The 23937-nt window shown below is 68.4% G+C and carries 20 protein-coding genes, 1 other RNA gene and 2 pseudogenes; 20 read left to right on the top strand and 3 right to left on the bottom strand.

What is annotated here, in order from left to right; genetic code table 11:
• Positions 1-19 precede the first annotated feature (19 nt).
• The 4 genes and pseudogenes from K2M58_RS06565 to K2M58_RS12970 form a co-directional block, all read left to right on the top strand.
• Positions 20-1393 (top strand): dihydrolipoamide acetyltransferase family protein, encoded by a 1374-nt coding sequence (locus K2M58_RS06565; protein WP_252393397.1) that lies wholly within the window; start codon positions 20-22, stop codon positions 1391-1393.
• Positions 1394-1719: 326 nt separating this feature from the next.
• Positions 1720-2505: a flagellar motor stator protein MotA gene (motA, locus tag K2M58_RS06560; RefSeq protein ID WP_066203764.1), complete on the top strand. Its 786-nt coding sequence runs from the start codon at positions 1720-1722 to the stop codon at positions 2503-2505.
• The gene (locus K2M58_RS06555) at positions 2498-3370 is read left to right on the top strand and encodes a flagellar motor protein MotB (RefSeq protein WP_220676896.1); all 873 of its coding nucleotides are present in this window, start codon (positions 2498-2500) and stop codon (positions 3368-3370) included. The genes motA and K2M58_RS06555 overlap by 8 nt, the downstream gene beginning before the upstream one ends.
• Positions 3291-4718: pseudogene (locus K2M58_RS12970) on the top strand (DUF3866 family protein); the annotation flags it as partial. The gene K2M58_RS06555 and the pseudogene K2M58_RS12970, both read left to right, overlap by 80 nt.
• Before the next feature lie 96 nt (positions 4719-4814).
• Here K2M58_RS12970 and ffs read toward each other — a convergent pair.
• An RNA gene (gene ffs, locus K2M58_RS06540) (signal recognition particle sRNA small type) lies at positions 4815-4902 on the bottom strand.
• A gap of 71 nt (positions 4903-4973) precedes the next feature.
• Between ffs and K2M58_RS06535 the strand changes: the two genes are divergently transcribed.
• From K2M58_RS06535 to K2M58_RS06505, 7 genes are all read left to right on the top strand, one after another.
• A complete protein-coding gene (locus tag K2M58_RS06535; protein WP_220676895.1) occupies positions 4974-5618 on the top strand; it encodes a hypothetical protein in 645 nt (214 codons plus the stop codon).
• A gap of 344 nt (positions 5619-5962) precedes the next feature.
• Positions 5963-6457, top strand: a complete 495-nt coding sequence (locus tag K2M58_RS06530; protein WP_066203911.1) for a ferric iron uptake transcriptional regulator — start codon at positions 5963-5965, stop codon at positions 6455-6457.
• 101 nt (positions 6458-6558) lie between these two features.
• A complete protein-coding gene (gene ald / locus K2M58_RS06525) occupies positions 6559-7683 on the top strand; it encodes an alanine dehydrogenase (RefSeq protein ID WP_066203753.1) in 1125 nt (374 codons plus the stop codon).
• Between the two features lie 125 nt (positions 7684-7808).
• Positions 7809-8072, top strand: a complete 264-nt coding sequence (locus K2M58_RS06520; RefSeq protein WP_220676894.1) for a hypothetical protein — start codon at positions 7809-7811, stop codon at positions 8070-8072.
• 236 nt (positions 8073-8308) lie between these two features.
• A complete protein-coding gene (gene xerD / locus K2M58_RS06515; protein ID WP_082718387.1) occupies positions 8309-9316 on the top strand; it encodes a site-specific tyrosine recombinase XerD in 1008 nt (335 codons plus the stop codon).
• 25 nt (positions 9317-9341) lie between these two features.
• Entirely contained in the window at positions 9342-10541 is a 1200-nt protein-coding gene (locus K2M58_RS06510; RefSeq protein ID WP_220676893.1) for a phosphopentomutase, read from the top strand.
• Between the two features lie 214 nt (positions 10542-10755).
• On the top strand, positions 10756-12093 hold the full coding sequence (locus K2M58_RS06505; RefSeq protein WP_220676892.1) for a thymidine phosphorylase: 1338 nt from the start codon (positions 10756-10758) through the stop codon (positions 12091-12093).
• 161 nt (positions 12094-12254) lie between these two features.
• On the opposite strand, the gene K2M58_RS06500 is transcribed toward K2M58_RS06505, so the two are convergent.
• Both K2M58_RS06500 and K2M58_RS06495 read right to left on the bottom strand, forming a co-directional pair.
• Complete coding sequence (locus K2M58_RS06500) at positions 12255-13100, bottom strand: SDR family NAD(P)-dependent oxidoreductase (protein WP_066203741.1); 846 nt, start codon at positions 13098-13100, stop codon at positions 12255-12257.
• Positions 13101-13107: 7 nt separating this feature from the next.
• Positions 13108-14769, bottom strand: coding sequence for a hypothetical protein (locus K2M58_RS06495; protein ID WP_220676891.1), 1662 nt, complete (start codon positions 14767-14769; stop codon positions 13108-13110).
• Positions 14770-15060: 291 nt separating this feature from the next.
• Between K2M58_RS06495 and K2M58_RS12965 the strand changes: the two genes are divergently transcribed.
• The 9 genes and pseudogenes from K2M58_RS12965 (at position 15061) to K2M58_RS06450 (ending at position 23904) form a co-directional block, all read left to right on the top strand.
• The gene (locus tag K2M58_RS12965) at positions 15061-15246 is read left to right on the top strand and encodes a transposase (protein WP_156423590.1); all 186 of its coding nucleotides are present in this window, start codon (positions 15061-15063) and stop codon (positions 15244-15246) included.
• Positions 15247-15345: 99 nt separating this feature from the next.
• Complete coding sequence (locus tag K2M58_RS06485; protein ID WP_220676890.1) at positions 15346-16938, top strand: glycosyltransferase family 39 protein; 1593 nt, start codon at positions 15346-15348, stop codon at positions 16936-16938.
• Positions 16939-16944: 6 nt separating this feature from the next.
• Positions 16945-17943 (top strand): annotated as a pseudogene (locus tag K2M58_RS06480) (glycosyltransferase family 2 protein); the annotation flags it as partial.
• 247 nt (positions 17944-18190) lie between these two features.
• The gene (locus K2M58_RS06475) at positions 18191-18706 is read left to right on the top strand and encodes a GtrA family protein (protein WP_220676888.1); all 516 of its coding nucleotides are present in this window, start codon (positions 18191-18193) and stop codon (positions 18704-18706) included.
• Positions 18707-18984: 278 nt separating this feature from the next.
• Positions 18985-20541, top strand: a complete 1557-nt coding sequence (locus K2M58_RS06470) for a D-alanyl-D-alanine carboxypeptidase family protein (RefSeq protein WP_252393395.1) — start codon at positions 18985-18987, stop codon at positions 20539-20541.
• Positions 20542-20813: 272 nt separating this feature from the next.
• Positions 20814-21161, top strand: a complete 348-nt coding sequence (gene spoIIAA / locus K2M58_RS06465; protein ID WP_066203722.1) for an anti-sigma F factor antagonist — start codon at positions 20814-20816, stop codon at positions 21159-21161.
• Positions 21162-21623, top strand: a complete 462-nt coding sequence (gene spoIIAB / locus K2M58_RS06460) for an anti-sigma F factor (protein WP_066203720.1) — start codon at positions 21162-21164, stop codon at positions 21621-21623.
• An 11-nt stretch (positions 21624-21634) separates the two neighbouring features.
• Entirely contained in the window at positions 21635-22387 is a 753-nt protein-coding gene (gene sigF / locus K2M58_RS06455) for an RNA polymerase sporulation sigma factor SigF (protein WP_066203718.1), read from the top strand.
• A gap of 47 nt (positions 22388-22434) precedes the next feature.
• Positions 22435-23904, top strand: coding sequence for a spore germination protein (locus tag K2M58_RS06450; protein WP_252393394.1), 1470 nt, complete (start codon positions 22435-22437; stop codon positions 23902-23904).
• The last annotated feature ends 33 nt before the right edge of the window (positions 23905-23937 follow it).

Below are 23937 nucleotides of genomic sequence, written 5' to 3'. Positions count from 1 at the left end.
AAGCGAAGGAGGGAGTGGCGTGCCCATCATCGACGTGGTGATGCCCCAGCTCGGCGAAAGCGTGACGGAAGGCCGGCTCGTCCGCTGGCTCGTCCGTCCGGGAGATACGGTGGAGGCGTATGCGCCCCTCTGTGAGGTGGAGACGGACAAGGTGACGGCGGAAGTGCCGTCGACGGCGGCGGGGACCGTCGAGGCGATCCTCGTCGCCGAAGGAGACGTCGTCGCCGTTGGCACTCCGATCGCCCGGCTTCGGGTAAAGGAGGCGGAAGCGTCGGCCGCTTTGCCTTCGGCGGCGCCTGCCGGCGCGGCGGGAAGCGGGGCGCCGCCGGCGGACGGGGCGGCGCCGGCTCGGGTCGGCCAGGGGGCGGTTCCGACGGCATCCGTGCCGGCGATTGGGGCGACAGAGGCTCGGGACGGTCGGGGGGCGGCGCCTCCGGCTTCCGGCCGGACGGAACGGGGGGGCGGAAGCCTGCGGGGACGGTATTCGCCCGCCGTGCGCCGGCTCCTCGCCGAACACGGCCTCGATCCGGCGGCCGTCCCGGGAACCGGCGCCCACGGCCGGGTGACGCGCAAAGACGTCCTCGCCTATTTGAAGCGGCGGGCGGACGCCGCCCCCGCAACCGTCGAAGCCCCCGTCCATGGGCCGACCGACTCCGTCCATCCGCCCCGCGAGGCCGCCCGCGCGCCTTTCGACGGCGACGTCGTGCTTCCGATCACCGCCGTCCGGCGGCGAATCGCCGAGCGGATGGTGGAAAGCAAGCGGACGGCGCCCCATGCGTGGATGATGGTCGAGGTCGACGCGACCCGCCTCGTCCGCTACCGGAAAGCGGTCATGGGCGCCTTTGAAACGCGGGAAGGATTTCGCCTGACGTATTTGCCTTTCTTTCTCCGGGCGGTGACCCTCGCCCTGCGGGAGCACCCCCGTCTGAACGCCTCCTGGACCGACGAAGGGATAGTCCTCCGAAAGGACATCCATCTTTCGATCGCCGTCGCCCACGACGATGCCCTGTACGTGCCGGTGATCCACCACGCCGACGCCCTCTCGGTCGTCGGGCTGGCCCGGGCGCTCCACGACCTCGTCGAGCGGACCCGCGCCGGACGCCTCCGGCCGGACGACGTGGCCGGCGGGACGTTTACCGTGAACAACACCGGCGCCTTCGGCTCGGTTCTGTCGATGCCGATCATCAATCCGCCTCAGGCGGCGATTTTGAGCATCGAGGCGATCGTGAAGCGGCCGGTTGTCGTCGACGAGGGGACGATCGCCATCCGGGACATGGTGAACCTGACGCTCTCGCTCGATCACCGGGTCATGGACGGCGCCGCCGCCGGGGCCTTTTTACAGACCGTAAAACGCCTGATCGAAACGTTCGACGAGGCCACGTTTGCCGTCTGAAGACTCCGGCGGTTTCCGGCCCGGGAGGGCGGCGCCTTCCGGCGGCGGGATCGGCCGGGCGGCGACCGCCGAAAAACCGCCGGGCGCCGAATGAGAGCCGCGGCTTCGGCCGCGGCCTTTTTACGCCCTCTGCCGGAGGAAGGGACGGGCGGGATCGCCGGGGCCTTCGGACGGCGTTCGGGAGGGGCTTTCGGGACCGCCCCGGGGCCGGGGCCGGACGGCTGAAAACGGCTAAACGTTTGCCCGCCGTCCGCCGATACACCCATCGAGTGACCGACGCGGCCCTTCCGCGGCCGCCAGCGATGGAGACGGAGTGAGCGCAGACGATGGAGCGTTCGACGATTCTGGGCCTCATCCTCGGCTTGATCGCCGTCGGTTACGGCATGGTGTTAAAAGGGGCGCCCCTCACCAGCCTTTTTACCAACCCGGCGGCCTACCTCATCATCATCGGCGGAACGATCGCCGCGGTGCTGAACGCCTTTCCGATGTCGGAGCTCCGGCGGCTCCCGCACCTGTTTCGCCTGATCTTTCGGGGTCAGCGGCTTCCGGACCCCAACGACCTGATCGATCGGTTCATGGAGTGGGCGCAGATCGCCCGCCGGGAAGGGCTGCTTGCGCTCGAAGGCCATCTCGAGGCGATCGAGGACCCGTTTTTGAAAAACGGCATGAAGATGGTCGTCGACGGCCGGGAGATGGAATTTATCCGCGACGCCCTCGAACAGGACCTTGCGGCGATGGAGGCCCGGCACCAGGTCGGCGCCAAAATTTTTGAGCAGGCCGGCACCTATGCGCCGACCCTCGGCGTCCTCGGCGCCGTCGTCGGCCTCATCGCCGCGCTCAGCAACTTAGACGACACGACCGTCCTCGGCCATTCCATTGCCGCTGCTTTCGTCGCGACCCTTCTCGGCATCTTCACCGGATACGTCCTCTGGCATCCGTTCGCCAACAAACTCCGGCGCTTAAGCCGCCAGGAGGTCGAGCTCAAGCAGATGATGATCGAAGGCATCCTGTCCATCCAGGCCGGCATCTCGCCCTCCAACATCGAGGAAAAGCTGATCGTCTACCTGCCGGCCCGGGAACGGGAGAAGCGGGCGGAGAGAAAACATGCGTAGGCGGAAAACCGAAAGCGACGAGCACCTGAACGAGACGTGGCTCATCCCGTACGCGGATATGCTGACGCTGCTTCTCGCGCTCTTTGTCGTCCTTTTCGCCATGAGCGAGATCGACGCCGCCCGAGTGGCGAAGCTGGCGAACGCCTTCAACATCGCCTTCAGCGGCGGAAGCGGCGTCCTCCAATTCGAACGGCCGGTGCCGCCGGAGGCGGAGCTTCCGAACGTGCCGCGGGCCCGGCAGGACGACCGGCGGCTTTCGCCGGAAGAGGCGGCGGAGCTCGCCCGCATCCGGGAGGAGAAACGTCAGCTGCAGGCGATCCAGCAGGAGATGGACCGCTTTATCCGGGAAAACGGCCTCGAGCCGTATCTCAGCACCGTCCTGGATGAGACGGGCCTCAAGCTCCTCATCGGCGAGCAGGCGCTCTTTCCATCCGGGAGCGCAACACTCACTCCGGAGGCGAAGGCGATCGCCCGGCGGGTGTCGGAAATTCTCGTCCATGCCTACCCCCGGGAGATCACCGTGAGCGGCCACACGGACAACGTCCCCATTTCGACGCCGGAGTTCCCCTCGAACTGGGAGCTTTCCGCCGCCCGGGCGGCGAATTTTTTACAGGCCTTGCTGAAAAACCCGCAGCTTGATCCGAAGACGTTTCGCCTGATCGGATACGGCGAGTATCGGCCGATCGCCGACAATCGGACGCCGGAAGGACGGGCCAAAAACCGGCGGGTGGAAGTCTCGATCGAACCCCTGATCCCGCTCAAGCCGCCCGGGCCAACGCCGCCGGATGCGCCGCAGGAAGCGCCGGCGCCGCCTCGCTCCGGAGATGCCGGATCGCCCGTCCCGGCCGGGGCGCCGTCGCCCTGAGGGTGCTTTTATTTTTATTTTTTGGACGCGGCGGCGCGTCGGGGCGCAGACGGTCTTCCCGCTTTCGGCATCGACCGCCGGCGATCGGCATACGGTAGTCGGGGAAGGGGGCGATCCGGTGAGCGGCGGACCGGTCTTTTCCCTCTGTTCCGGCGTCGTGGCGGCGATCGTGGAGCGCCGACCGGAGCGGGAGATCGTCCTCGTCCGGACGGCGGACGGGCACCGGCGGCGGGCGATCCATTATCCGGGCTGGTTCGGGCCGCTTCGAACCGGTCAGACGGTGTGGCTGAACGTCGAGGCGGTCCGCCTCGGGCTCGGGACCGGCGGCTTCGCCGTCGTCGTCTGGGCGGAACGGGACGCCGGTCCCGAAGCAACGATGAAAAAGACCGCGAAAGGCGGAGCGGAAGCGGCGGACCAAGCAGGAGGAAAAGATGCGGGGATGGAGACGGGCGAAGCGGGCGCGGCGGAAGCGGCGGCCCGAGCGGAAGGGGCAGAGGCGGGGATCGGGACAGGCGAGGCGGGCGGAGCGGAAGCGGCGGTCGGCCCGGAGAAGAAGCGCGGGCCGGCGGCAGGGCTTGAGCGGGAGGCGATCGTCGTCAAAGAGCGCTACACGCCGCTTCAGTTTGCCGTTCCGGCGGCGGAGTTCGGCGCCCCGCCCGGGCGGCTCGCGGGGCGCCCGGTGCTCATCCTGCCGCTTCACAGCGCCCTCCCCCTCGCCGTCCGCTGGCTCCGCCGCCGGCGGCCGGGGTGGCGGATCGCTTTCGTCATGACCGACGCGGCGGCGCTTCCCGGCTGGGTGAGCGACCATCTGGCGGCGCTTTACGCCGAAGGGGCGCTCCAGGCGATCATCACCGCCGGGAATGCCTTCGGCGGCACCCATGAGGCGATCAACCGCTACGGCGGCCTCCTCGTCGCCGCCCGCGAGGCCGAGGCGATCTTGATCGGGCCGGGACCCGGCGGCGTCGGGGTCGGTCATCCGGTGGCGAACGCCGGCGCCGAACAGGCGGAAAACATCAACGCCGTCGCCGCCCTGGGCGGCATCCCGGTGCTCGTGCCGCGCCTGAGCGCCGCCGATCCCCGGCCGCGGCACCGGGGGCTCAGCCACCACACCCGGACCGCCCTGGCGCTGGCGTTCGGATCGGCCCACCTTGTCCTCCCGGCCCCGGCCGGCCGCCGCGAACGCCATTCCGGAGCCTCGGCTTCCCTCTGGGCGGTCGGACCTGTCCGGGCGGCCGTGGACGCCGTTCAAGCGGCCTGGGCGGCGCTTCCGCCGGCGGTCCGGCGAAGGCACCGGGCGGTCTTTCGCCCCCTGCCGTCGCCGGCGGCGCTCGACGCTTTCGATCCCGGCGGAACGATCCGGACGATGGGGCGCGACCGCCGGGCGGACCCGCTCTACTACGCCGGGGTGTATCTATCGACAGAATATTACATTAATTTAATGCAAAATAGGGCGCCAGCACAGTCCACGCTTCCTTAAGGCTGCTTCGTTTCCGACCTGACCTGGTTCGGAAGCAGGTGCTTGCTGGCGCAAGATGCATTATAACACGTTGATCGGTGAAGGGCAAGGGACCGAAACGGTCGAACGCGGGAAAGGCGGGAGAGGATGCGGACGATCGGCGTCGCGCTCTGGCTGTACGCACTCGCCCTGGCCTTCGGCTGGGCGATCGGCTACGGCGCGGGGGCGACCGGCGGTGCCGGGGTGACCGGACCGGCGGCGATCGTGCTTTCCGAAACGGATCGGATCGGGGTCGAAGGGGCCGGGGGTTCGGCGAACGCCGATTTCGGGGATGGGAATCGGCCGGGCGATGAGCCATCCGCCGGCGTTCCGGCGGAACCGAATCGGTCGTTCGTCGGAGGGTCGGATCCGGCGCGGCCGGCCTATGGGCCGGCGATCGCCGAAGCGCTTCTCGTCGTCCTGCTCGGGAGCGCCTGGTTCGGCCCGGCGGCCCTCCTTCTGTATGCGGCCGTCTGGGGACGCGCCGTCGGGCTTCGGACGGCCGGCTTCGACGCGCACGCCTTCGGTGACTGGGCGCTTCGTTCACTTCCGGCGGACGCCGCCGTCGCCGCGGGGCTGTTTTGGCTCTTCGTGCGGAGCATCCGGCTGCAGGCCGCCTTTTTCGCAGACCGGCGCTTCGGCGGCGCCTCCCGCGGCGTCCTCGAAGCCCTCAAGGCGTATGCCCTGGCCGGCGCCGGGACGGTCGGGTTCTTTGGGCTGGCCGCCTGGCTCGCCGCCCGGCTCGGCGGCTAGCGTAAAAAGGAGAAGCGCCGGGCGGGCGGGGCCAAGGAAGGAGACGGCGGACGGTCGGCGCGGCGCCGAAGCATCGGCGCGAAGGCGAAGGAACGAAGAGACGTCGAAAGAAGGGGGCGACGTCAAAGGATCGGCGAAAGATCGAGGGGAGGCATCGAGGGGGCGAGACGTCGAAGGCGCACGGAACGGAAAGAGAAAGGATGCGGAAGCCGGCGGGCGGCCGCCGGTTTTTACGCTTTCTTTTACATAAAAGTGATTTTCAATTGACGCCGGGAAATCCCCTTTTTTATAATGAAAGTACGGACGCGGATCCGGGACGAACGACGCCTAAGGAGGAAATATCGGTGGAAGAGCGCCTCGAGCGCATCAAGCAAATCCTTCATGCGCACAACTACAAGCTGACGCCGCAGCGGGAAGCGACGGTGCGGGTGCTCCTCGAGCGGATGGAGGATCATTTGAGCGCCGAGGATGTCTACCTGGCGCTGAAGTCGCGCATGCCGGACATCGGCCTGGCGACGGTGTACCGAACGCTGGAACTCCTTTCCGACCTTAAGATCGTGCACAAGGTCAATTTCGGGGACGGCGTCACCCGGTACGATTTTCGCGCCGAAGGGGCGAAGCACCACCATCATCACCTGTACTGCCTGAGCTGCGGCAAAGTCGAGGAAATCGAAGAAGACCTTCTGGAGGACGTGGAAAAGATCGTCGAAGAGCGGTTCGGCTTCGAGATCCTCGATCACCGGCTCACCTTTCACGGCATCTGCCGGGAGTGCCGGGCCAAGGGGATCCAGGCGGGCGACGGGCCGGAAGAGGCGCTCAAAAAGTTGCCTGTCGAATAAAAGCGCTCTACAATAGATGAGGCCGGACGACGAAAAGACCGCCGGCGAAGAATCGCGGCGGGCGACGGACGGCCCGTCGATCAGCCGAAGGAGGCCGGGCGATGATCATCGGCGTGCCGAAGGAAATCAAAGCGGGAGAACACCGGGTGGCCCTCACGCCGGCCGGGGTGCACGCCCTCGTCGGGCGTGGGCATCCGGTGCTCGTCGAGCGGGGCGCGGGGGCCGGCGCCGGATTTTCGGACGAGGAGTATGTCCGGGAAGGGGCGACGGTTGTCGACGGCCCGGAGGACGTCTGGCGAAAGGCCGAGCTCGTCCTCAAGGTCAAGGAGCCGCAGCCGAGCGAATACCGGTTTTTCCGGGAGGACCTCACCCTTTTTACATACCTGCATCTTGCGGCAGAGCCGGAACTGACGCGGGCGCTCCTCGACGCCCGGATGACGGCGATCGCCTATGAGACGATTCAGCTGGACAGCGGTCTTTTGCCCCTCCTCCTGCCGATGAGCGAAGTCGCGGGGCGAATGAGCGTCCAGATCGGGGCGCAATTTTTATCGAAGCCGTACGGCGGCATCGGCCTGCTCCTCGGGGGAGTGCCGGGGGTCCCGCCGGCCAAGGTCGTCATCATCGGCGGCGGGACGGTGGGGACGAACGCGGCGAAGATCGCCCTCGGCATGGGCGCCGACGTGACGATCCTCGACGTCAATCCGCTCCGCCTCCGGGAGCTCGACGATCTCTTCGGCGGCCGGGTGAAGACGGTCATGTCCAGCCCGTACAACATCGCCGCCGCCGTCCGGGAAGCGGACCTCCTCATCGGGGCGGTGCTCATCCCGGGTCGGCGGGCGCCGAAGCTCGTGACGGAGGCGATGGTCCGTTCGATGCGGCCCGGATCGGTCATCGTCGACGTCGCCGTGGACCAGGGCGGATCGATCGAGACGGTCGACCGGGTGACGACCCACGCCGAGCCGACGTACGAAAAATACGGCGTGATCCACTACGCCGTGGCCAACATCCCCGGCGCCGTGCCGCGGACGTCGACGCTCGCCTTGACGAACGCCACGCTGCCGTACGTTCTGGCGCTGGCGGATCAGGGGGTCTGTGCCGCCGCCCGGAAGGATCCGGCCCTCGCCCGCGGGATCAACACGATCCGAGGGGCGCTGACGAACCGGCCGGTGGCGGAATCGCTGGAGCTCCCCTATACGCCGCTGGAGACGGTGCTGGCCGAAGCGTGACCGGCCGAGGGAGGCATGAACCCGATTCGCCTGCCGTACACTGGCACCGGAAGGATCGTCCGGCGGCCGGACGCCGTTCGATCGACGGCGCCGATGCGGCCGGACGGCGGCGGGAGGGTCCATCGATGTGGGTGTTCGACCTCAGGCGGATCGGGGCGACGGCGGCGGGAATCGGGCTTTTTCTCATGTTGTTCGCCCTGTTTTATGCGGCGATCGACCGTCTGCAGGCGGCCCTTTTTCCCGCCGGCGTGCGTACGCCATACGGCGACACCCTGGAGGTGAACCGGCCGGCGGAAGGGCGGGAAAGCCCGGCGGCCGGGACGATGACCGGCGATCCGGGGGCGGACTGGCGGGACGCGGTGTACCGCTTTTGGACGGACGGCGAGTAGCCGCGGGGTGACGGCGGCGGACCGAGGGAGAAAGCGAACGGAACGAGAAAGGGGGCGGCCTTCGCTCAAGAGCCTTGCGGCGCCGGAAGCCGGAAACGGGGCGCAGGCACAAGCGACAACACGGATCGAGGCGCCGTCCGCGCCGGGCAACGGGACGGCGCGGCGTGCGTTCCGGCGCGGCGTGCGTTGATGAGAAAGAGACGATCCGGGGGACGGCAAGGGGGACGCCGGAGGTCATGGGTGCAGGGAAGCGCATACCGACGCAGGAGCCGACGAACGATGCGGCGTACGACCGCTTTCGGGCGGCGTGGAGAGAAGCCCGGTCGGCCTTCTGGGATCATCTGGCCTACGCCGAAGGGCTGGCGAAAAACACGCAGATGAGCTACCTCCAGGATCTCGACCACTTCATCGCCTATCTCGATCAAAATCGGCCGGACGGCGATGCGGACGGAGCCGGCCGGAGCCGGCCGCTTCCCGAGGAAGTGGGCCGGGAGGACATCCGACGGTATCTCGCCCATCTCGAATCGACCGGAAAAAAAACGGCGACCCGGGCGCGGCGGCTTGCGGCGCTCAGGGCGTTTTACCGGTTTCTCTTGGAGGAAGGCCGGATCGAGGCCTCGCCGCTGGAGCACATCGACACGCCCCGAAACGTCCGGCCGCTCCCGAGCGTCCTCAGCGTCGACGAAGCCGCCCGCCTCGTCGAGGCGCCGAGCGAACGGACGGCGGCGGGCCTCCGGGATCGGGCGATGCTGGAGCTCATGTACGCGACGGGACTTCGGGTGTCGGAGCTCGTCGGGCTCATGCTCGGCGACGTCAACCTCGAGCTCATGTTCGTCCGCGTCGTCGGAAAGGGCGATACCGAGCGCATCGTTCCCTTCGGAGAGGAGGCCCGGGCGGCTCTGGAAGCGTATTTGGAGCGGGGACGGCCCAAGCTCGCCGGCCGGCAGACCGCCCGGGCGGCGGAGCGAAGCCGGCTCTTTTTAAACGCTCGCGGAAAACCTCTGACCCGGCAGGGGTTCTGGAAGATCGTCAAATTTTATGCCCGGGCGGCCGGCATCGACAAGCCGATCACCCCCCACACGCTCCGGCATTCGTTTGCCACGCATCTTCTGGAAAACGGCGCCGATCTTCGGGTGGTGCAGGAGCTTTTGGGACACCGGGATCTGTCGACGACGCAGATTTACACCCACGTGTCCCGAAAGACGATTCAGGCGGTTTACGACCGGTCCCATCCCCGGGCGTAAGCGCAGGCGAGGGGGGAAAGGGACGATGGCGACGCGTTATCGGCGGCTTTTTGTCGTCGTTCTGGACAGTGTCGGCATCGGAGCGCTTCCGGACGCCGAGGCATTCGGCGACGCGGGGGCGAACACCCTCGGCCACATCGCCGAGCGGGTCGGGCTGTTCGTGCCCAACCTGGCCGCCCTCGGCCTGGGGAACATCGCGCCGCTTTCGGGCATCCCGCCGGCGGAGCGGCCGCGGGCCCATTTCGGCCGGATGGCGGAAGTCTCCCGGGGGAAGGATACGACGATCGGCCACTGGGAGCTCATGGGGCTCCGGACCGACACGCCGTTTCCGACCTATCCGAACGGCTTTCCGGAAGAACTCCTCCGGGCGTTTGCCGATGCGACCGGCCGCAGCGTCCTCGGGAACGTCCCGGCGTCCGGCACCGAGATCATCGCCCGCCTCGGGGAGGAACACCTCCGGACCGGGGCGTGGATCGTCTACACGTCCGCCGACAGCGTCTTTCAGATCGCCGCCCACGAGGCCGTCGTCCCGCTTTCGGAGCTCTACCGGGCCTGTGAGACCGCCCTCGCCCTCACCCGCTCGCGGCCGGACTGGGCGGTCGCCCGGGTGATCGCCCGGCCGTTCGTCGGCGCCCCGGGGGCATTCGAGCGGACGCCGAACCGGCGGGATTTTTCCGTCGAGCCCCACGGCGAGACGGTCCTGGTCCGGCTGAAGGCGGCCGGCTACGACGTCGTCGGCGTCGGCAAGATCGGGGACATTTTTGCCGGTGTCGGCCTCACCGAAAGCCACCCGACCCGGTCGAACGACGACGGCGTCGACGTGACGCTCCGGATGATCGCCCGGTCGGATCTTAAGGGGCTTGTCCTGACCAATCTCGTCGACTTCGACTCCAAATACGGCCACCGGCGCGATCCGGCCGGCTACAAGGCGGCCCTCGAGGCGTTCGACCGGCGGCTTCCGGAACTTCTGCAGGCGCTTCGGCCGGGGGACCTCTTCATCCTGACGGCGGACCACGGGAACGACCCGACGTTTCGCGGGACGGACCACACCCGGGAGTACGTGCCGCTCCTCGTCTACGATCCGACGGCGGAGGCCAAGGGGGTCGTCGGACGGCCCCTCGGCACCCGGGAGACGTTTGCGGACGTCGCCCAGACGATCGCCGAGAACTTCAGCGTCGGACCGATGCCGCTCGGGACGAGTTTTTTGGGCGAGATCGCCGCCTGATCGAAGCGATCGAGTCGAAACGGCGGCCGAACGCCGGCCGGCCGACGGCGAGCGACCGCGGCCGAACTCGGCTTAACGTTTGCCGCACGCGGCCGACGGCGTCAAGCGGCCGGCCGGCTTGAAAAGCCTGACCCGGGCCGTCGTCGGGCGCCATCGTCGGGAAGGAAGGGGCGGAACGGCCGACGGAACCGGCGGGCGGCAAGGGGGAAGCGCGATGCGGATGCTCGATCTCATCTTGAAAAAACGGGACGGCGGGGCGCTCACCGAAGGGGAGATCCGCTTCTTCGTCGACGGCGTCGTCCGGGGGACGATTCCGGACTACCAGGTGAGCGCCTTTTTGATGGCCGTCTATTTTCGCGGCATGACCGAGGCCGAGGTGGCGGCGCTCACCGAGGCCATGCGCACGTCCGGGGAGGTGCTCGATCTTTCGGTCGTCCCCGGCGTCAAGGTGGACAAGCACTCGACCGGCGGCGTCGGCGACAAGACGACGCTCGTCGCGCTTCCGCTCGCGGCCGCCGTCGGGGTGAAGGCGCCGAAGATGAGCGGCCGCGGCCTCGGCCACACCGGCGGCACGATCGATAAGCTGGAGGCGATCCCCGGCTTTCGCACCGCCCTCGACCGGGAGGCGTTTTTGCGCCAGGTCGACGCCGTCGGCTTCGCCGTCGTCGGCCAGACGGAAGGTCTCGTCCCGGCGGACAGGGCGCTCTACGCCCTCCGGGACGTGACCGGCACGGTGGACTCGATTCCGCTCATCGCGAGCTCGATCATGAGCAAAAAGCTCGCCGCCGGCGCCGACGCCATCGTCCTCGACGTCAAGGTCGGACGGGGGGCGTTCATGCCGGACGAGGCGTCGGCCCGGGCGCTCGCCGAGGCGATGATCGCCATCGGCCGACGGCTCGGCAAGCGGACGCACGCGATTCTCACGGCGATGGACGAGCCCCTCGGCCGGGAAGTCGGCAATGCCAACGAGGTGGCGGAGGCGATCCGCGTCCTTCGCGGCGAGGGGCCGGCGGACGTCGAAGAAGTGGCCGTCGTCGTGGCGGCGGAGATGGTGCTCCTGGCCGGCCTCGCCCCCGACCGGGCGGCGGCGGTCGCCGCCGTTCGGGAGGCCCTCGCCGACGGCCGGGGGCTCGGGGCGTTTCGGGCTTTCGTGGCCGCTCAAGGGGGCGATCCGGCGGTCGTCGACGCGCCGGAGGCGGTCCTTCCCCGGCCGCACCACCGGGCGGCGGTGGTCGCCTGGGCCGACGGCGTCGTCACCGCCCTCGACGCCCGGGCGGTCGGGGAGGCGGCGATGCGCGCCGGTGCCGGCCGGGCGACGAAAGAAGCGGCGATCGATCTCGCCGCCGGGGTCCACCTTAGGAAAAAAACCGGGGAGGTCGTCCGCCGGGGCGAGGTGCTGGCGGACGTGCTTGCCTCCCGGCCGATCCCGGAAGACGCCGTCCTCCGCCTGCGGGAGGCGTATGCCCTCGGCGAAACAGCCGAAGACGCCGGTCTCGCGGGCCGGGCGGCCGGTGGACCGGCGTCGAAAGTGCTGGCCATCCTCGACGGGTGAAGCGGGGCGCCGCGGGTCAGACGTTCAAGGTTTCGCGCGGCCGTTTTCTTCCCGGTCGGCCATCCTTCCAGAAGGTGGACGCCGGTTTCCGGCTCGGCGGTTTTTTTGGCCTTCTGGGCGAGAAGCGCGGCGATGACAAAGGGGATCGACCGCGATCGGGCTCACGGGGCCGGCCGACGCTCCGGCGATACGCGCCGCCGCGCTTCCCGTGCCCAGAAGGGCCGGACGAACAGCGGGCCGACGACGGCGTCGACGAGGCCCGGGACGACCCCTTCCGCCCAGGCGATCGGCCGGATCCACCCCGGAACGAAGACGTGGGCCCGGGGCCGCTTCAGGGCGGCGACGATCGCCCGGGCGACCCGGTCCGGGTCGAGGAAGAGCCAGCGGGGATGGGAGACGAACGGGAGGAAGACGCTCTCGCCGTTGTGGGCGGTGAATTCCGTCCGGGCCGGCGCCGGGTAGACGGCGGTGACGCGAAGGCCCCGGGGACGAAGCTCCCGCCGGAGGGCGTCGGCGAAGCCTTTGAGTCCGAACTTCGTTGCCGCGTAGATGACGTACGGCGGCGTCGCGGTAAAGGACGCGAGCGAGGCGACGAAGACGACGTGGCCGCCGGGAACCAGATGGGGCAGCGCTTCCCGGGTGAAATGGATCGGCGCCCGGAAGTTCACGTCGATCATCCGGTCGATCTCGTCCGGAGCGAGGTTGTCCAGCCAGTCGAGCCGGCCCAGGCCGGCGTTGTGGATGAGGACGTCGATGCGGCCGAAGGCCGAAAGCGCCGCCTCCACGATTCGCCGGCGGGCGGCCGGGTCGGTGACGTCGGCGGAGACGGCGACCGCTTCGGTCGGGAGGTTCCGCCGGAGCGCTTCGAGCCGCTCCGCCCGGCGGGCGGCGAGGACAAGGCGGGCCCCTTCGACGGCGAGCCGGCGGGCGGTTCGCTCGCCGAAGCCGGAGGAGGCGCCGGTGAGGACGACGACGCGGCCGCGGAGGGGAAGGGACCAAAGGCGCATCGCCCGATTACCCCTCCGGCCAGACCAGGCGGCCGTCTGCGGCCGGGACGTACTGGAACGGTCCCTGCGGCACCCGCGGCGTGATCTCGAGGGCGCCGTCGTCCATCGCTTCCCAGATGAGCTGAAACGGCGCTTTCCCCGGCGCCCACTTTTCGACGATCAAGACGCCGTGGCCCGGGATGATGGTAAAGGCGATCATCCGCGGGTCGTCCGGCCGCGTGAGCGCCTCCGAGCGGCGAAAGGCCTCGATGATCCCGAGGGCCTGCGCCTCCGTCGAGCAGGAGACGGGGTAGTGAAAATACGCGGCGCCCATCGGAACGTACTCGACCCGCCGGGGATCGAAGGCCCGGACGCCCCGATGCCCGTGGAGTTTCGAACGGGCGACCGGCACGTCCCGCGGGCCGTCGGGCGCCGACCAGCGGATCTTCGGCAGCGGCGCGTCCATGGCAAAGAGTTCCACCGCCTCCGAGGACGGCGGGTCGTTCCGCTTCCCCGCGACCGGCCGGACGACGGCGCCGGCGCCGTCCGGGCGGACGCCGACGATGAGCGCAAGCTCGTCGTCCGAAAGGGCCGTCTTGTCGAACGCCCGGGCGCTGCCGGTGATCGTCGCCACGAGGCCGACGCCCGGCTCCCACGTCGCGTAGCAGCCTTCGCTGTACTGGTCGGCGATGGCGTCGCTCATCGCCGGCACCCGGACGAGGGATCGGATGGTGATCGTCTCGGTGAAAAAGCCCCGCCGGCCGAATTCCAGGCCGGCCCGCCGCATCGCCGCCGGAGCGGTCAACCGGCGCCAGGCGTCTTCCGGAAGCGGTTCATCGAGGGTGACGTGGGCGGTGATCTCCCGGGTGCTCACGACCGCCTGCAGGCGCCGGACGACGTCTTCGACGAGCGACGCCTCGTCGGGAAAACGGGCCGTCGGCGGGGGCTCGAGGGCCGCGGCGTCTTCCCGGAAGTGTCCGGCGCCGGCCGACGGCCGGCCCGCGGTCGCCGGCTCGGTTTCGCGGGTGGCGGACCCGGCGGCTGCCGGCGCACCGGGCGGCTCTCCGGTCTCCGGGAGCGCCGCTCCTTCCACGGCCGGGACGGCCGGATCGACGACGAGCCGCGGGTGGGCGCCGACGAGGTCGAAGACGTACGCCGCTTCGATCGTCGTCCGGCCGAGAAGAAGGAGGAGGCGGATGCTTTTCGCCTGAGCCTGCAGGGCCCGTTCGAGAAGGAGAACGGGACCGCCCCGGCGACCCTGGGCGAGGAGCGCTTCTTTGGCCGTCGGAGCGAGGCCGGCGAGAAGCGCGGCGCTTCCGGTCTCGTCGCGGCCGGCGAGGAGCCGGTCGGCCGCCCGAAGGGCCGCCAGCCACGCATCGGGGTCGGCGCCGACGACGGCGACGACCGTCGGCGTTTTGGGCAGGCGATACCGCCGCCGGGCGGTGAACAGGGGCGCCTCCCGCCAGCCGATCGGCCGGAGAAACGGCGCTTCGGTCAGGAGGATGTCCGTCTCCGGTCCGGGCGTTTCCCGATACCGGTGTCCGAGGCGGAAGAGGGCCGTCGGAAATAATTTAATAAATCTTTCGACTAATTGGTGCCGACTTGCCTTCCCGTCGCCGCTGACCCAGGCGGCTTCGATCGGGCGAACCCACGCATGGTGCGGTGCGTACGAAGGCACCGGACGCAACACCGCAACCCCTCCTTGTGCAGTCACGCTGTGATCTGTGCCCATTGTAACACTCAAAAAAAACCAAACGCAAGCGGTCCGCCCGACCGATGATCCGGCCGCCTCCGGCTTCCGGTGCACCGAGCCGGCCGAACGGTGCGGAAACGGGGGAGCGGCGGAGTGTTCGGTGCGGAACTTTCCGGACGAGATTGGGTGTCAGCCGATGCGCTCGGTTTGCCCGATCGCCATCGGGGCTACCCGTTACGGGGGAGCGCGAGGTGCTGGGTTTGACATCGGCCCCCTGAGGATGGGGCGTTGTGGACCGAGTTTCAAGGAGGGCTGAAAGCGCGGGGGCTTCGGGGGAGCGGACTGGTCATCCGGGATGCCCAACTTTGCCTGCGACCGAGCAATTCAGAAGGGCTGACCGGCACGGTAGGAGAGCGTTGCAAAGTGCACGCTATCCGGAACGGGCTGAGCCGAGGGTTGAAAAACAGCCGTTGAGGGCGGTGGCGATCATCAGGACCTTCTTGACGGAACGCCGCCGAACGGGTCTTGAGCTTTGCCCAGATATCGTATAATCTGTCACCAGGGGTGCGTTCGTTGCATGGAATCGATCGTTTCGCGCACGGAGCGAAACGCCTTACGTTCGCCGCGGCCACCGTTTTCGTGGCGCTCGGATTCTTCGTCACCCTGAAGGCGCTGGTCCAAAATGAACAGGGCATCGCGTCCGGCCTTCTGGAGCTCGGTCGATCGGCCCCGGAGCGGCTGGCGCTTTTCGGCATGGCGGCGGCGGCGCTTGTGGGGACGGGCGTCTTCCTCTTTCGCCTGCGATCTTCGGTCCGGTTCGTCGTCGGCCTTTTTTGCTTCGCTTTGGCGATCCGCCTCATTTGGGTCGCCTCGGTTCCGACGACGCCGGTGTCGGACTTCGAGTTCATGTTCAACATGGCCGTGAAGGCCGCGCGCGGCGATTTCAGCTTTACGGAGGCGCCGTATTATGTGCGCTGGACGTATCAGCTGCCGTTTACGCTGTACGAAGCGCTCGTCATCAAGCTCTTCGGCGCTCATCCCCTCCCTTTGAAGGTTCTCAACGCCTTCTGGCAGAGCGCGCTTGCCGGCGTCGTCTATGCGCTCGGGCGAGCGCTGTTCGGCGATCGGGCGGGGCGAGCGGCCGGCCTGGTGTACGCGCTGTATCCTTCGACGATCAGCACCGTAAGCGTGCTGACGAATCAGCACCCGGCCGATTTTTTCTTTTATCTTGCGTTTTGCTTTTTCCTTTGCGATCTCCGCCTGCGCGAGCGGCCGCGGGCGATCGCGACCGGTTTGGCTTTGGCGCTCGGCGAGCTTTTTCGCCCGTACGGGCCGCTCGTTTTACCGGTGATCGCCTTCTTTGGCCTGTTTCGCGCCGCCTTCGTTTGGCTTTCGAGCGAGCGCTCCGCCTCGGAGAAGCGTTTTTGGCCGGCGCTCCGAAAGGCGGTGATTCCGCTTGAAACTATCGCGTGGGTCCTGATCGTCTTTTGGCTCGTCACCTCCGCGGCCGGCCTTGCGCTGAACGCCGCAGGCGTGACGCCCTACAGCTTAAAGAGCCACGATCCGTACTGGAAGTTTGTCGTCGGCCTGAACCCCGCGTCGAGCGGCCAGTACGCCGAGGAAGACCTGCGCCGGTTCGCCGATCTCCCGACCTTGCAAGCGCAGCTCGAGGTCGAAAAAGCGCTCGTTCTGAAGCGGCTCCTGGACGTCGACGCGCTTCTTCCGCTTTTCTGGCGGAAATTTTGTATTTTGTGGGGTTCGCCGGACGCGACCTTCTGGTGGAATCACGGCGTCCATCGGCCGGCCCTGGAGGCCGCCCTGAAAGCCGCCGAACGCGCCGCGTTTCTCTTCGTCACGGCTTCCGCCTTCGTCGGGCTTGTCCTCGGGATGCGGCGCCAAGATGGGCGCGGCCCTTGGCCGGACGGACGGATGCTCCTTCTTTGGATCGTGCTCGGATACGCGGCGGTGCACCTCGTCATCGAGATTCAGGTGCGGTATCGATATTTCGCGCTGCCGACCCTGTCGATCCTGGCCGGAGCCGGTCTGGTGACGGTCACCCGAGCGCTCCGCCGAGCGGGCGAACCGAGCGCAAGGCGCGGCGGTTCTTGTGGAGAGACGGGATATGCCGGAAAAACGCATCCGGAGCATGGCGTAAAGGAGCGATGAGCGACGATGAACGCGACGAACGCCGATTCCATCCGCTCGGGCGCCGGTCGAAAGAAGCCGGTGCTCGCCGTCGTCGTCCCGTGTTACAACGAAGAAGAAGTCCTTCCGCAGACGGGGGCGGCGCTCCGGGAAACGCTTTGGGCGATGGTCCGGGAAGGGCTGATCGCGGAAGAGAGTTACGTCCTGTTCGTCGACGACGGGAGCCGGGACCGGACGTGGTCGATCATCGCGAGCTTGGCGGAAGCCGTCTCGTCTTCGCCATCGCCGTCGTCGCTCCGTTTTTACGGCCTCAAACTGGCCAAAAACGCCGGCCATCAGGCGGCGCTTCTCGCCGGCTACCGGGCCGTCCGGGACCGGGCGGACGCCGTCGTGTCGATCGACGCCGATCTCCAGGACGACGTGTCGGCGATGCGGGAGATGGTCCTCCGCTTTCTCGAAGGCTACGACGTCGTCTACGGCGTGCGCCGGGCCCGGGAGACGGACCGGTGGTTCAAGCGGACGACGGCCCGGGCGTTCTACCGGCTGATGCGCTGGATGGGGGCTGAGATCGTAAGCGACCACGCCGACTACCGGCTTCTTTCCCGCCGGGCGCTCCGGGCGCTCCTCCGCTTCCGGGAGGCCAACCTCTTCCTCCGGGGCCTCGTCCCGCTCATCGGTTTCCGCCAGGCGATCGTCCGCTACGATCGCCGCCATCGGGCCGCCGGCGAGTCCAAGTACCCGCTCCGGAAGATGCTCGCCTTGGCCGTCGAAGGGATCACGTCGTTCAGCGTCCGGCCGATCCGCTTCGTGACGCTCGCAGGCCTCACCGTTTTCGCCGTGAGCGCCCTCGCCGGCGGATACACCCTCTGGAGCAAGCTCGCCGGTCATGCCGAGCGCGGCTGGACGAGCCTCATGCTCTCCCTCTGGTTTCTCGGCGGACTCATGCTGCTTTCCATCGGACTGGTCGGGGAGTATATCGGCAAAATCTATCTCGAGGCGAAACGGCGGCCGCGGTACATCGTCGAAGCGGCGGTGCTTCCCCCCCGGCGGGCGCCGGCGCCGAAGGTCCGGGCGGCAGGCGGGGTCGGGCAGACATTCGAAAGCGGGGGCGGCCGCGATGAAGGCGGCGACGGGAAGCCGTTCGGAAGCGAGGGCGGCCGCGAAGCAGAGGAGCGCGCCTTAGCCGACCGGACCGGCGGAAGAAGCCGCGCGGGGAGCCCGGACGGTGCCGGGGAGGCGGGTGGCTGTGCGCGGTGATGTCGGGGGCGGCGCGATGGGCCGGGAAGGCCTTCGGAGCCGGGCGGCCGGTCCGCCTCAGACGCCGTCCGCCTGGCGGCAGGGAGGGCGCTACCTCGCCGTCGGCGTCGTGAACACTTTGGTCGGCACCGGCGCGATGCTCCTTCTCCTCCGCCTCGGCGTCCCGTACTGGCCGGCGACCGCCGGCGGGTTTGCGCTCGGCCTCGGGACGAGCTTTGCCTTAAACCGTCGCTTTACGTTCGGCCACCGGGGAGACGTCCGGCGGGCCTTCGGGCGGTTTCTCCTCGTCACCCTCGTCGGCTACGGCGTCGCCTTTTTCGTCGCCCGCCGGATGGCTTCGGCGGCCTTGGTCGGCCTCTCCGTTCTGGCCGCCGCCTTGGGCGCCGGGCCGATCGGAGCTTCGCCGCAGGGCTTCGATATGCTGGCCGTCGTCATCGGCACGGGGCTCTATACGACCCTCACCTTCGTCGGCCACCGGAGGTGGACGTTCCGCGAGCCGAGAACCGATCGGGGGCCGCGGCCGGCCGGATGAGCCGCCGCGACCGGCCGGCCGGCACGAACCGGTCGGACGACCCGGTCGTGAGGCGTCTCGAACGCCGGGATGCCGCGACCGATGAAGCCGCACGAACCGAACGGGCACCGGCGGCCTCGGGGCCGGCGCGCCGGCCGGACCGCGCCGAGGCGGGGCCGTCCGGGCGGAAGCGGCGTCCGGTTTAAGCGGGCCTTTTTTCGGGTATACCGAACGGTAAAGCGGCCGGTCGCCCAAGGGTCGGGCGGCCGCATCCGAAACGGTGAAAGGAGGCCCGCGCGGTGAGCGCACCTCGGTTGAAGAGGCGCGACCGGTGCCTCCCCCGGCCCCGGCGCGGCATCGCTTATGGCCTGATCGGCCTCGCCCTCATCGGGACCGGCGCCCTCGGCCCCGTCGTCCGGGCCGACGGCCTCCCGGACCAAGGCGGATCGCCCTCGTCCGGCCTTCCCCCCGGCGAAAAAACAGCGCCGCCGGCGGACCATGCCATCCCCGGCGAAGGCGGGGCACCCCCACCGACCGGCGCCGTCTCCGGCGACGCCCCGAAGAATCCGGCGGCCGACGCCCCCTCCGATGGCGGCATCCATCCGGCGCCAGCCGAGGCCGACGGCCACAAGGCGGCGCCGGCGGTCGGAGCCGGCGCGGCGGAAGGCGGCCTTCCGATCGTCGAGCGGCGGGCGAAGACCGGGACGGAAGCCGTCTTCGCCGAGCCCCTCGTCGAGGCAGCCGAGGCACCGCCGGTCGACCTTGCGCCGGATGCCGTCTCGGCGATCCTCGTCGACATGGACACCGGCACCGTCCTGTACGAGAAAAACGCCGATGAAAAGCGGCCGCCGGCCAGCATCACCAAGATCATGACCCTTCTTCTCATCATGGAGGCCCTCGAGCGGGGCGACATCCGCCTCACGGACGTCGTCACGGCGAGCGAGCGGGCGGCTTCGATGGGCGGATCCCAGATCTTCCTCGCCCCCGGCGAGCGGATGACCGTCGAAGACCTGATCAAAGCGATCGCGATCGCCTCGGCGAACGATGCCTCGGTGGCGATGGCGGAACACCTCGCCGGCTCGGAAGCGGCGTTCGTCGCCCGGATGAACGAAAAGGCGAAGGCCCTCGGCATGAACAACACCCACTTCGCCAACGCCACCGGCCTCCCGGTCGAAAACCACTACACGACCGCCCGGGACATCGCCATCATGAGCCGGGCCCTCATCGCCCACGAGGCGGTCCTCCGCTACACGTCGCTCTACGAAGATTACCTCCGGAAGGACACCGACCGGCCGTTCTGGCTCGTCAACACGAACCGGCTGGTGCGCTTCTACGAAGGGATGGACGGCCTGAAGACCGGCTACACGAGCGAGGCCCGCTACGGCCTCTCGGCGACGGCCAAGCGGGGCGATCTGCGCCTGATCGCCGTCGTCCTCGGCGAGCCGACGGCGAAGACCCGGAATCGGGACATCACGGCGATGCTCGACTACGGCTTCGCCCACTACACCAGCGTCGTCCTCGTACCGAAGGGGACCGTCGTCGGCGCCGTCCGGGTCGACAAGGGCGACCGGCCCGTCGTCCACGCGACCGCCCCGCACGCCGTGAGCCTCCTCCGGAAAAAAGGCGCCGCCGTCGGCAAGCCGGAATTGGCCGTGACGCTCCCGGCCGTCGTCCCGGCGCCGGTCCATGCCGGCGATCCGCTCGGCACCCTCGTCGTCCGGGACGGCGACCGGACGGTCCGCGTCCCCCTCGTCGCCGCCGAAGGAAGCGGCCGGGCGTCGTTCGGGACGCTGTTCAACCGGATGTTTTACCGCCTCGTCGAAGGCCGGGATCCGGTTAGTGCAAAAATTAAATGAAAAAAGAGGGATACCCCCGAAAGAAAATGGCCAAGCTACCCGCGAAGGGCCTGTGCCGGCGCAGCCCCGCGCGGGTTTTCGCGTTATCTGAGAACCTTTGTCGATGTCGGACGAGTCGCGTCGGCGCGGCAGGATTCCCGAAGGGACGGAGCGAAACGATACGGTGATCGGCCGGGCGTCGATCGACGATCGGCAGAGCGGTTGACCCGGGCGTCCTCGGCGGGGTTTGAGGGCGAACCCGGGCGACCGAAGAGAAACGGGGGAGAGGACGGATGTTTGCGCTGGAGACGGAAAAGCGCGATCAGGTGCTCATCGTCCGTCTGTCGGGCGAACTCGATCACCACACGGCGCCGGAGCTCCGGACGGCCCTCGACCGGGCGATCGACGGAGACGGCGTGCGGGACATCGTGCTGAATCTCTCGGCCCTGTCGTTTATGGACAGTTCCGGCATCGGCGTTCTCCTCGGGCGTTATAAAAAAGTGCAGTCCGTCGGCGGCCGCCTCGTCGTCTGCGGCCTCGGCCCGACGGTGCGGCGCATTTTCGAGCTGGCCGGCCTGCTCAAAATCCTCACCGTGGCGGCGTCGGAAGCCGAAGCGCTGGACGCCCTGGGGGTGGCGTAAATGGCCCGGACGAACGCCATGACGCTTGTCTTCCCCGCCAGAAGCGGCAACGAGTCCCTCGCCCGGGTCGCCGTCGCCGCCTTTGCCGCCGCCCTCGACCCGACGGTGGAAGAGCTGGACGAGATCAAAACGGCGGTCTCCGAAGCGGTGACGAACGCCATCATCCACGGCTACCCCGATCGAGACGAACCCGGGGAGGTCGTCGTCCGGGCGTGGATCGACGGTGACGTCCTGACCGTCGTCGTCGAAGACCAGGGCGCCGGCATTGCCGACGTGGCCAAGGCGCGGGAGCCGCTATACACGACGCGGCCGGATCTCGAGCGGTCGGGGATGGGCTTTACGATCATGGAAAACTTTATGGACGACGTCGAGGTCGAAAGCGCCCCGGGGCGGGGGACGCGGGTCCGGATGGTGCGGCGGATCAAAAGTTCGGCCGGCGCCCCGAGCGCGCCGGCCCATTAGAAGGTGGTTCGATGTCGTTCGAAGCGGAGCGGGCCGCCCCGGCGCTTTCCGACGAGGAGATCCGGTCGCTCATCGCCCGGGCCCATGCCGGCGACGAGGCGGCGCGGACGGCCCTCGTCGAAGCGAATCTCCGCCTCGTCTGGTCGATCGTCCAGCGGTTTTTAAACCGCGGGTACGAAGCGGACGACCTGTTTCAGATCGGCGCCATCGGGCTCATCAAGGCGATCGACAAGTTTGATCTCGCCTACGACGTGAAGTTTTCGACCTACGCCGTGCCGATGATCATCGGCGAAATCCAGCGCTTTATTCGGGACGACGGGACGATCAAGGTGAGCCGGGCGCTCAAGGAGGCGGGCCTCCGGGTGCGCCGGGCGCGGGACGAGCTCATGAAGTCCCTCGGTCGGGAGCCGACGATCCAGGAGGTCGCCGACGCCCTCGGCCTGACGCCGGACGACGTGATCCTCGCCCAGGAAGCGACCCGACCGCCGGCGTCGATCCACGAGACGGTGTACGAAAACGACGGCGACCCGATCACGCTCCTCGACCAGATCGCCGACGACCGGGAGGAGGCGTGGATCGAACACGTCGGCCTCCGGGACGTCATCGCCCGGCTGCCGGAGCGGGAGCGACTCATCATCTACCTCCGGTTTTTTAAAGATCAGACGCAGGAGGAAGTCGCCGCCCGCCTCGGCATCTCCCAGGTGCAGGTGTCCCGGCTGGAGAAAAAAATCCTCGAGACGCTGAAAAAAGAGATCGGCCGCTAGCGGCCATTCCTTTCCGCCGGGGCAAGCTATAGGCGGGAGGGATGGCGGTGGCCGCACCGAACGATTCGCTCCACGTTCCCGTCCGCCGGTCGATCGAAGAAAACGTCGCCATCGTCAAAGACCGCGCCGGCGTCGGGACGTCGTTTGACGTCGGCGTCCGGGAGATCCTCGTCGGGAAGACGCGGGTGGCGATCTTTTATTCGAACGGGCTCGTCGATGCGGGCATGTTCGTGCACGTGCTTCGCTCCCTGGCGGAAATCCGCCCCGACGACGGGGAAGACGTCTTCCGGTTGATCCTCGCCCGGTACGCGACGCACGTTCAGGTGGAGACGCGCCGGACCATCGACGAGGCGATCGACCTTCTCCTGAGCGGGCTTTTCGTCCTCTTCGTCGACGGCCACGCCGAAGCGATCGTCCTCGACGGCCGGATGTACCCGAACCGATCGCCGGAAGAGCCGGATACGGAGCGGGTCGTCCGGGGGGCGCGGGACGGCTTTACCGAAAGCATCATCACGAACGCCGGCCTCATCCGCCGCCGGCTTCGGGACGAGCGCCTCCGGCTGGAGCTGACCCACATCGGCGAGCGGTCGAAGACGGACGTCGTCCTGGCTTACATCCGGGACATCGCCGATCCGGGCCTCGTCCAGCTCATCCGGGAGCGGCTTCAGGCGATCGAGATCGACGGGCTCCCGATGACGGACAAGTCGCTTCAGGAGCTGCTCATCGGCCAGACGTGGAATCCGTATCCGCTCGTCCGGTACACCGAACGGCCGGACGTGGCGGTGCAGCACCTTTTGGAGGGGCACGTCCTCCTCATCGTCGACACGTCGCCGAGCGTGATGATCCTGCCGACGACGTTTTTCCATCACGTGCAGCACGCCGAGGAGTACCGCCAGACGCCGGTCACCGGGGCGTATCTGCGCTGGGTGCGGCTCCTCGGCATTCTGGCGTCGATCTTTCTCCTTCCGCTCTGGGTGCTGTATACCCAGCATCCGGAGCTTCTCCCCGACTGGCTCCGCTTTCTCGGGCCGAAAAAACCCGGCAAGGTGCCGCTTCTCCTTCAGGTGCTGGCGGCGGAATTCGGCCTCGACCTCATGCGCATGGCGGCGGTGCATACGCCGTCGCCGCTGGCGACGGCGATGGGCGTCATCGCCGCCGTCCTCGTCGGCGACGTGGCGGTGAAGGTCGGCCTCCTCACGCCGGAGGTGCTTCTCTACCTCGCCTTTGCCGCCATCGGGCTCTTTGCGACGCCGAGCTACGAGCTTTCGCTGGCGAACCGGCTGGCGCGCCTCTGGCTCATCCTGGCTGTCTTTTTCTTCGGCATCCCGGGGTTCGTCCTCGCGGCGACGCTCCTCGTGATCGCGCTCGTGTTCACCCGCTCGCTCGATACGCCGTATTTCTGGCCGCTCATCCCGTTCAACGGTCCGGCCCTCTGGCACGTCCTCGTCCGGACGGCGGTGCCGCAGACAATCCGCCGGCCGAGCGTCGTCCATCCGCAAAACACGATCAAAAATTGACCCGAGCCCGCTCGTTGTGGTCCGCCGCCGCTT

The sequence above is a fragment of the Hydrogenibacillus sp. N12 genome (genome assembly GCF_019645935.1).
GTDB classification, from domain to species: domain Bacteria; phylum Bacillota; class Bacilli; order Thermicanales; family DSM-22653; genus Hydrogenibacillus; species Hydrogenibacillus schlegelii.
This window is presented reverse-complemented; position numbering and strand designations above follow the sequence as displayed.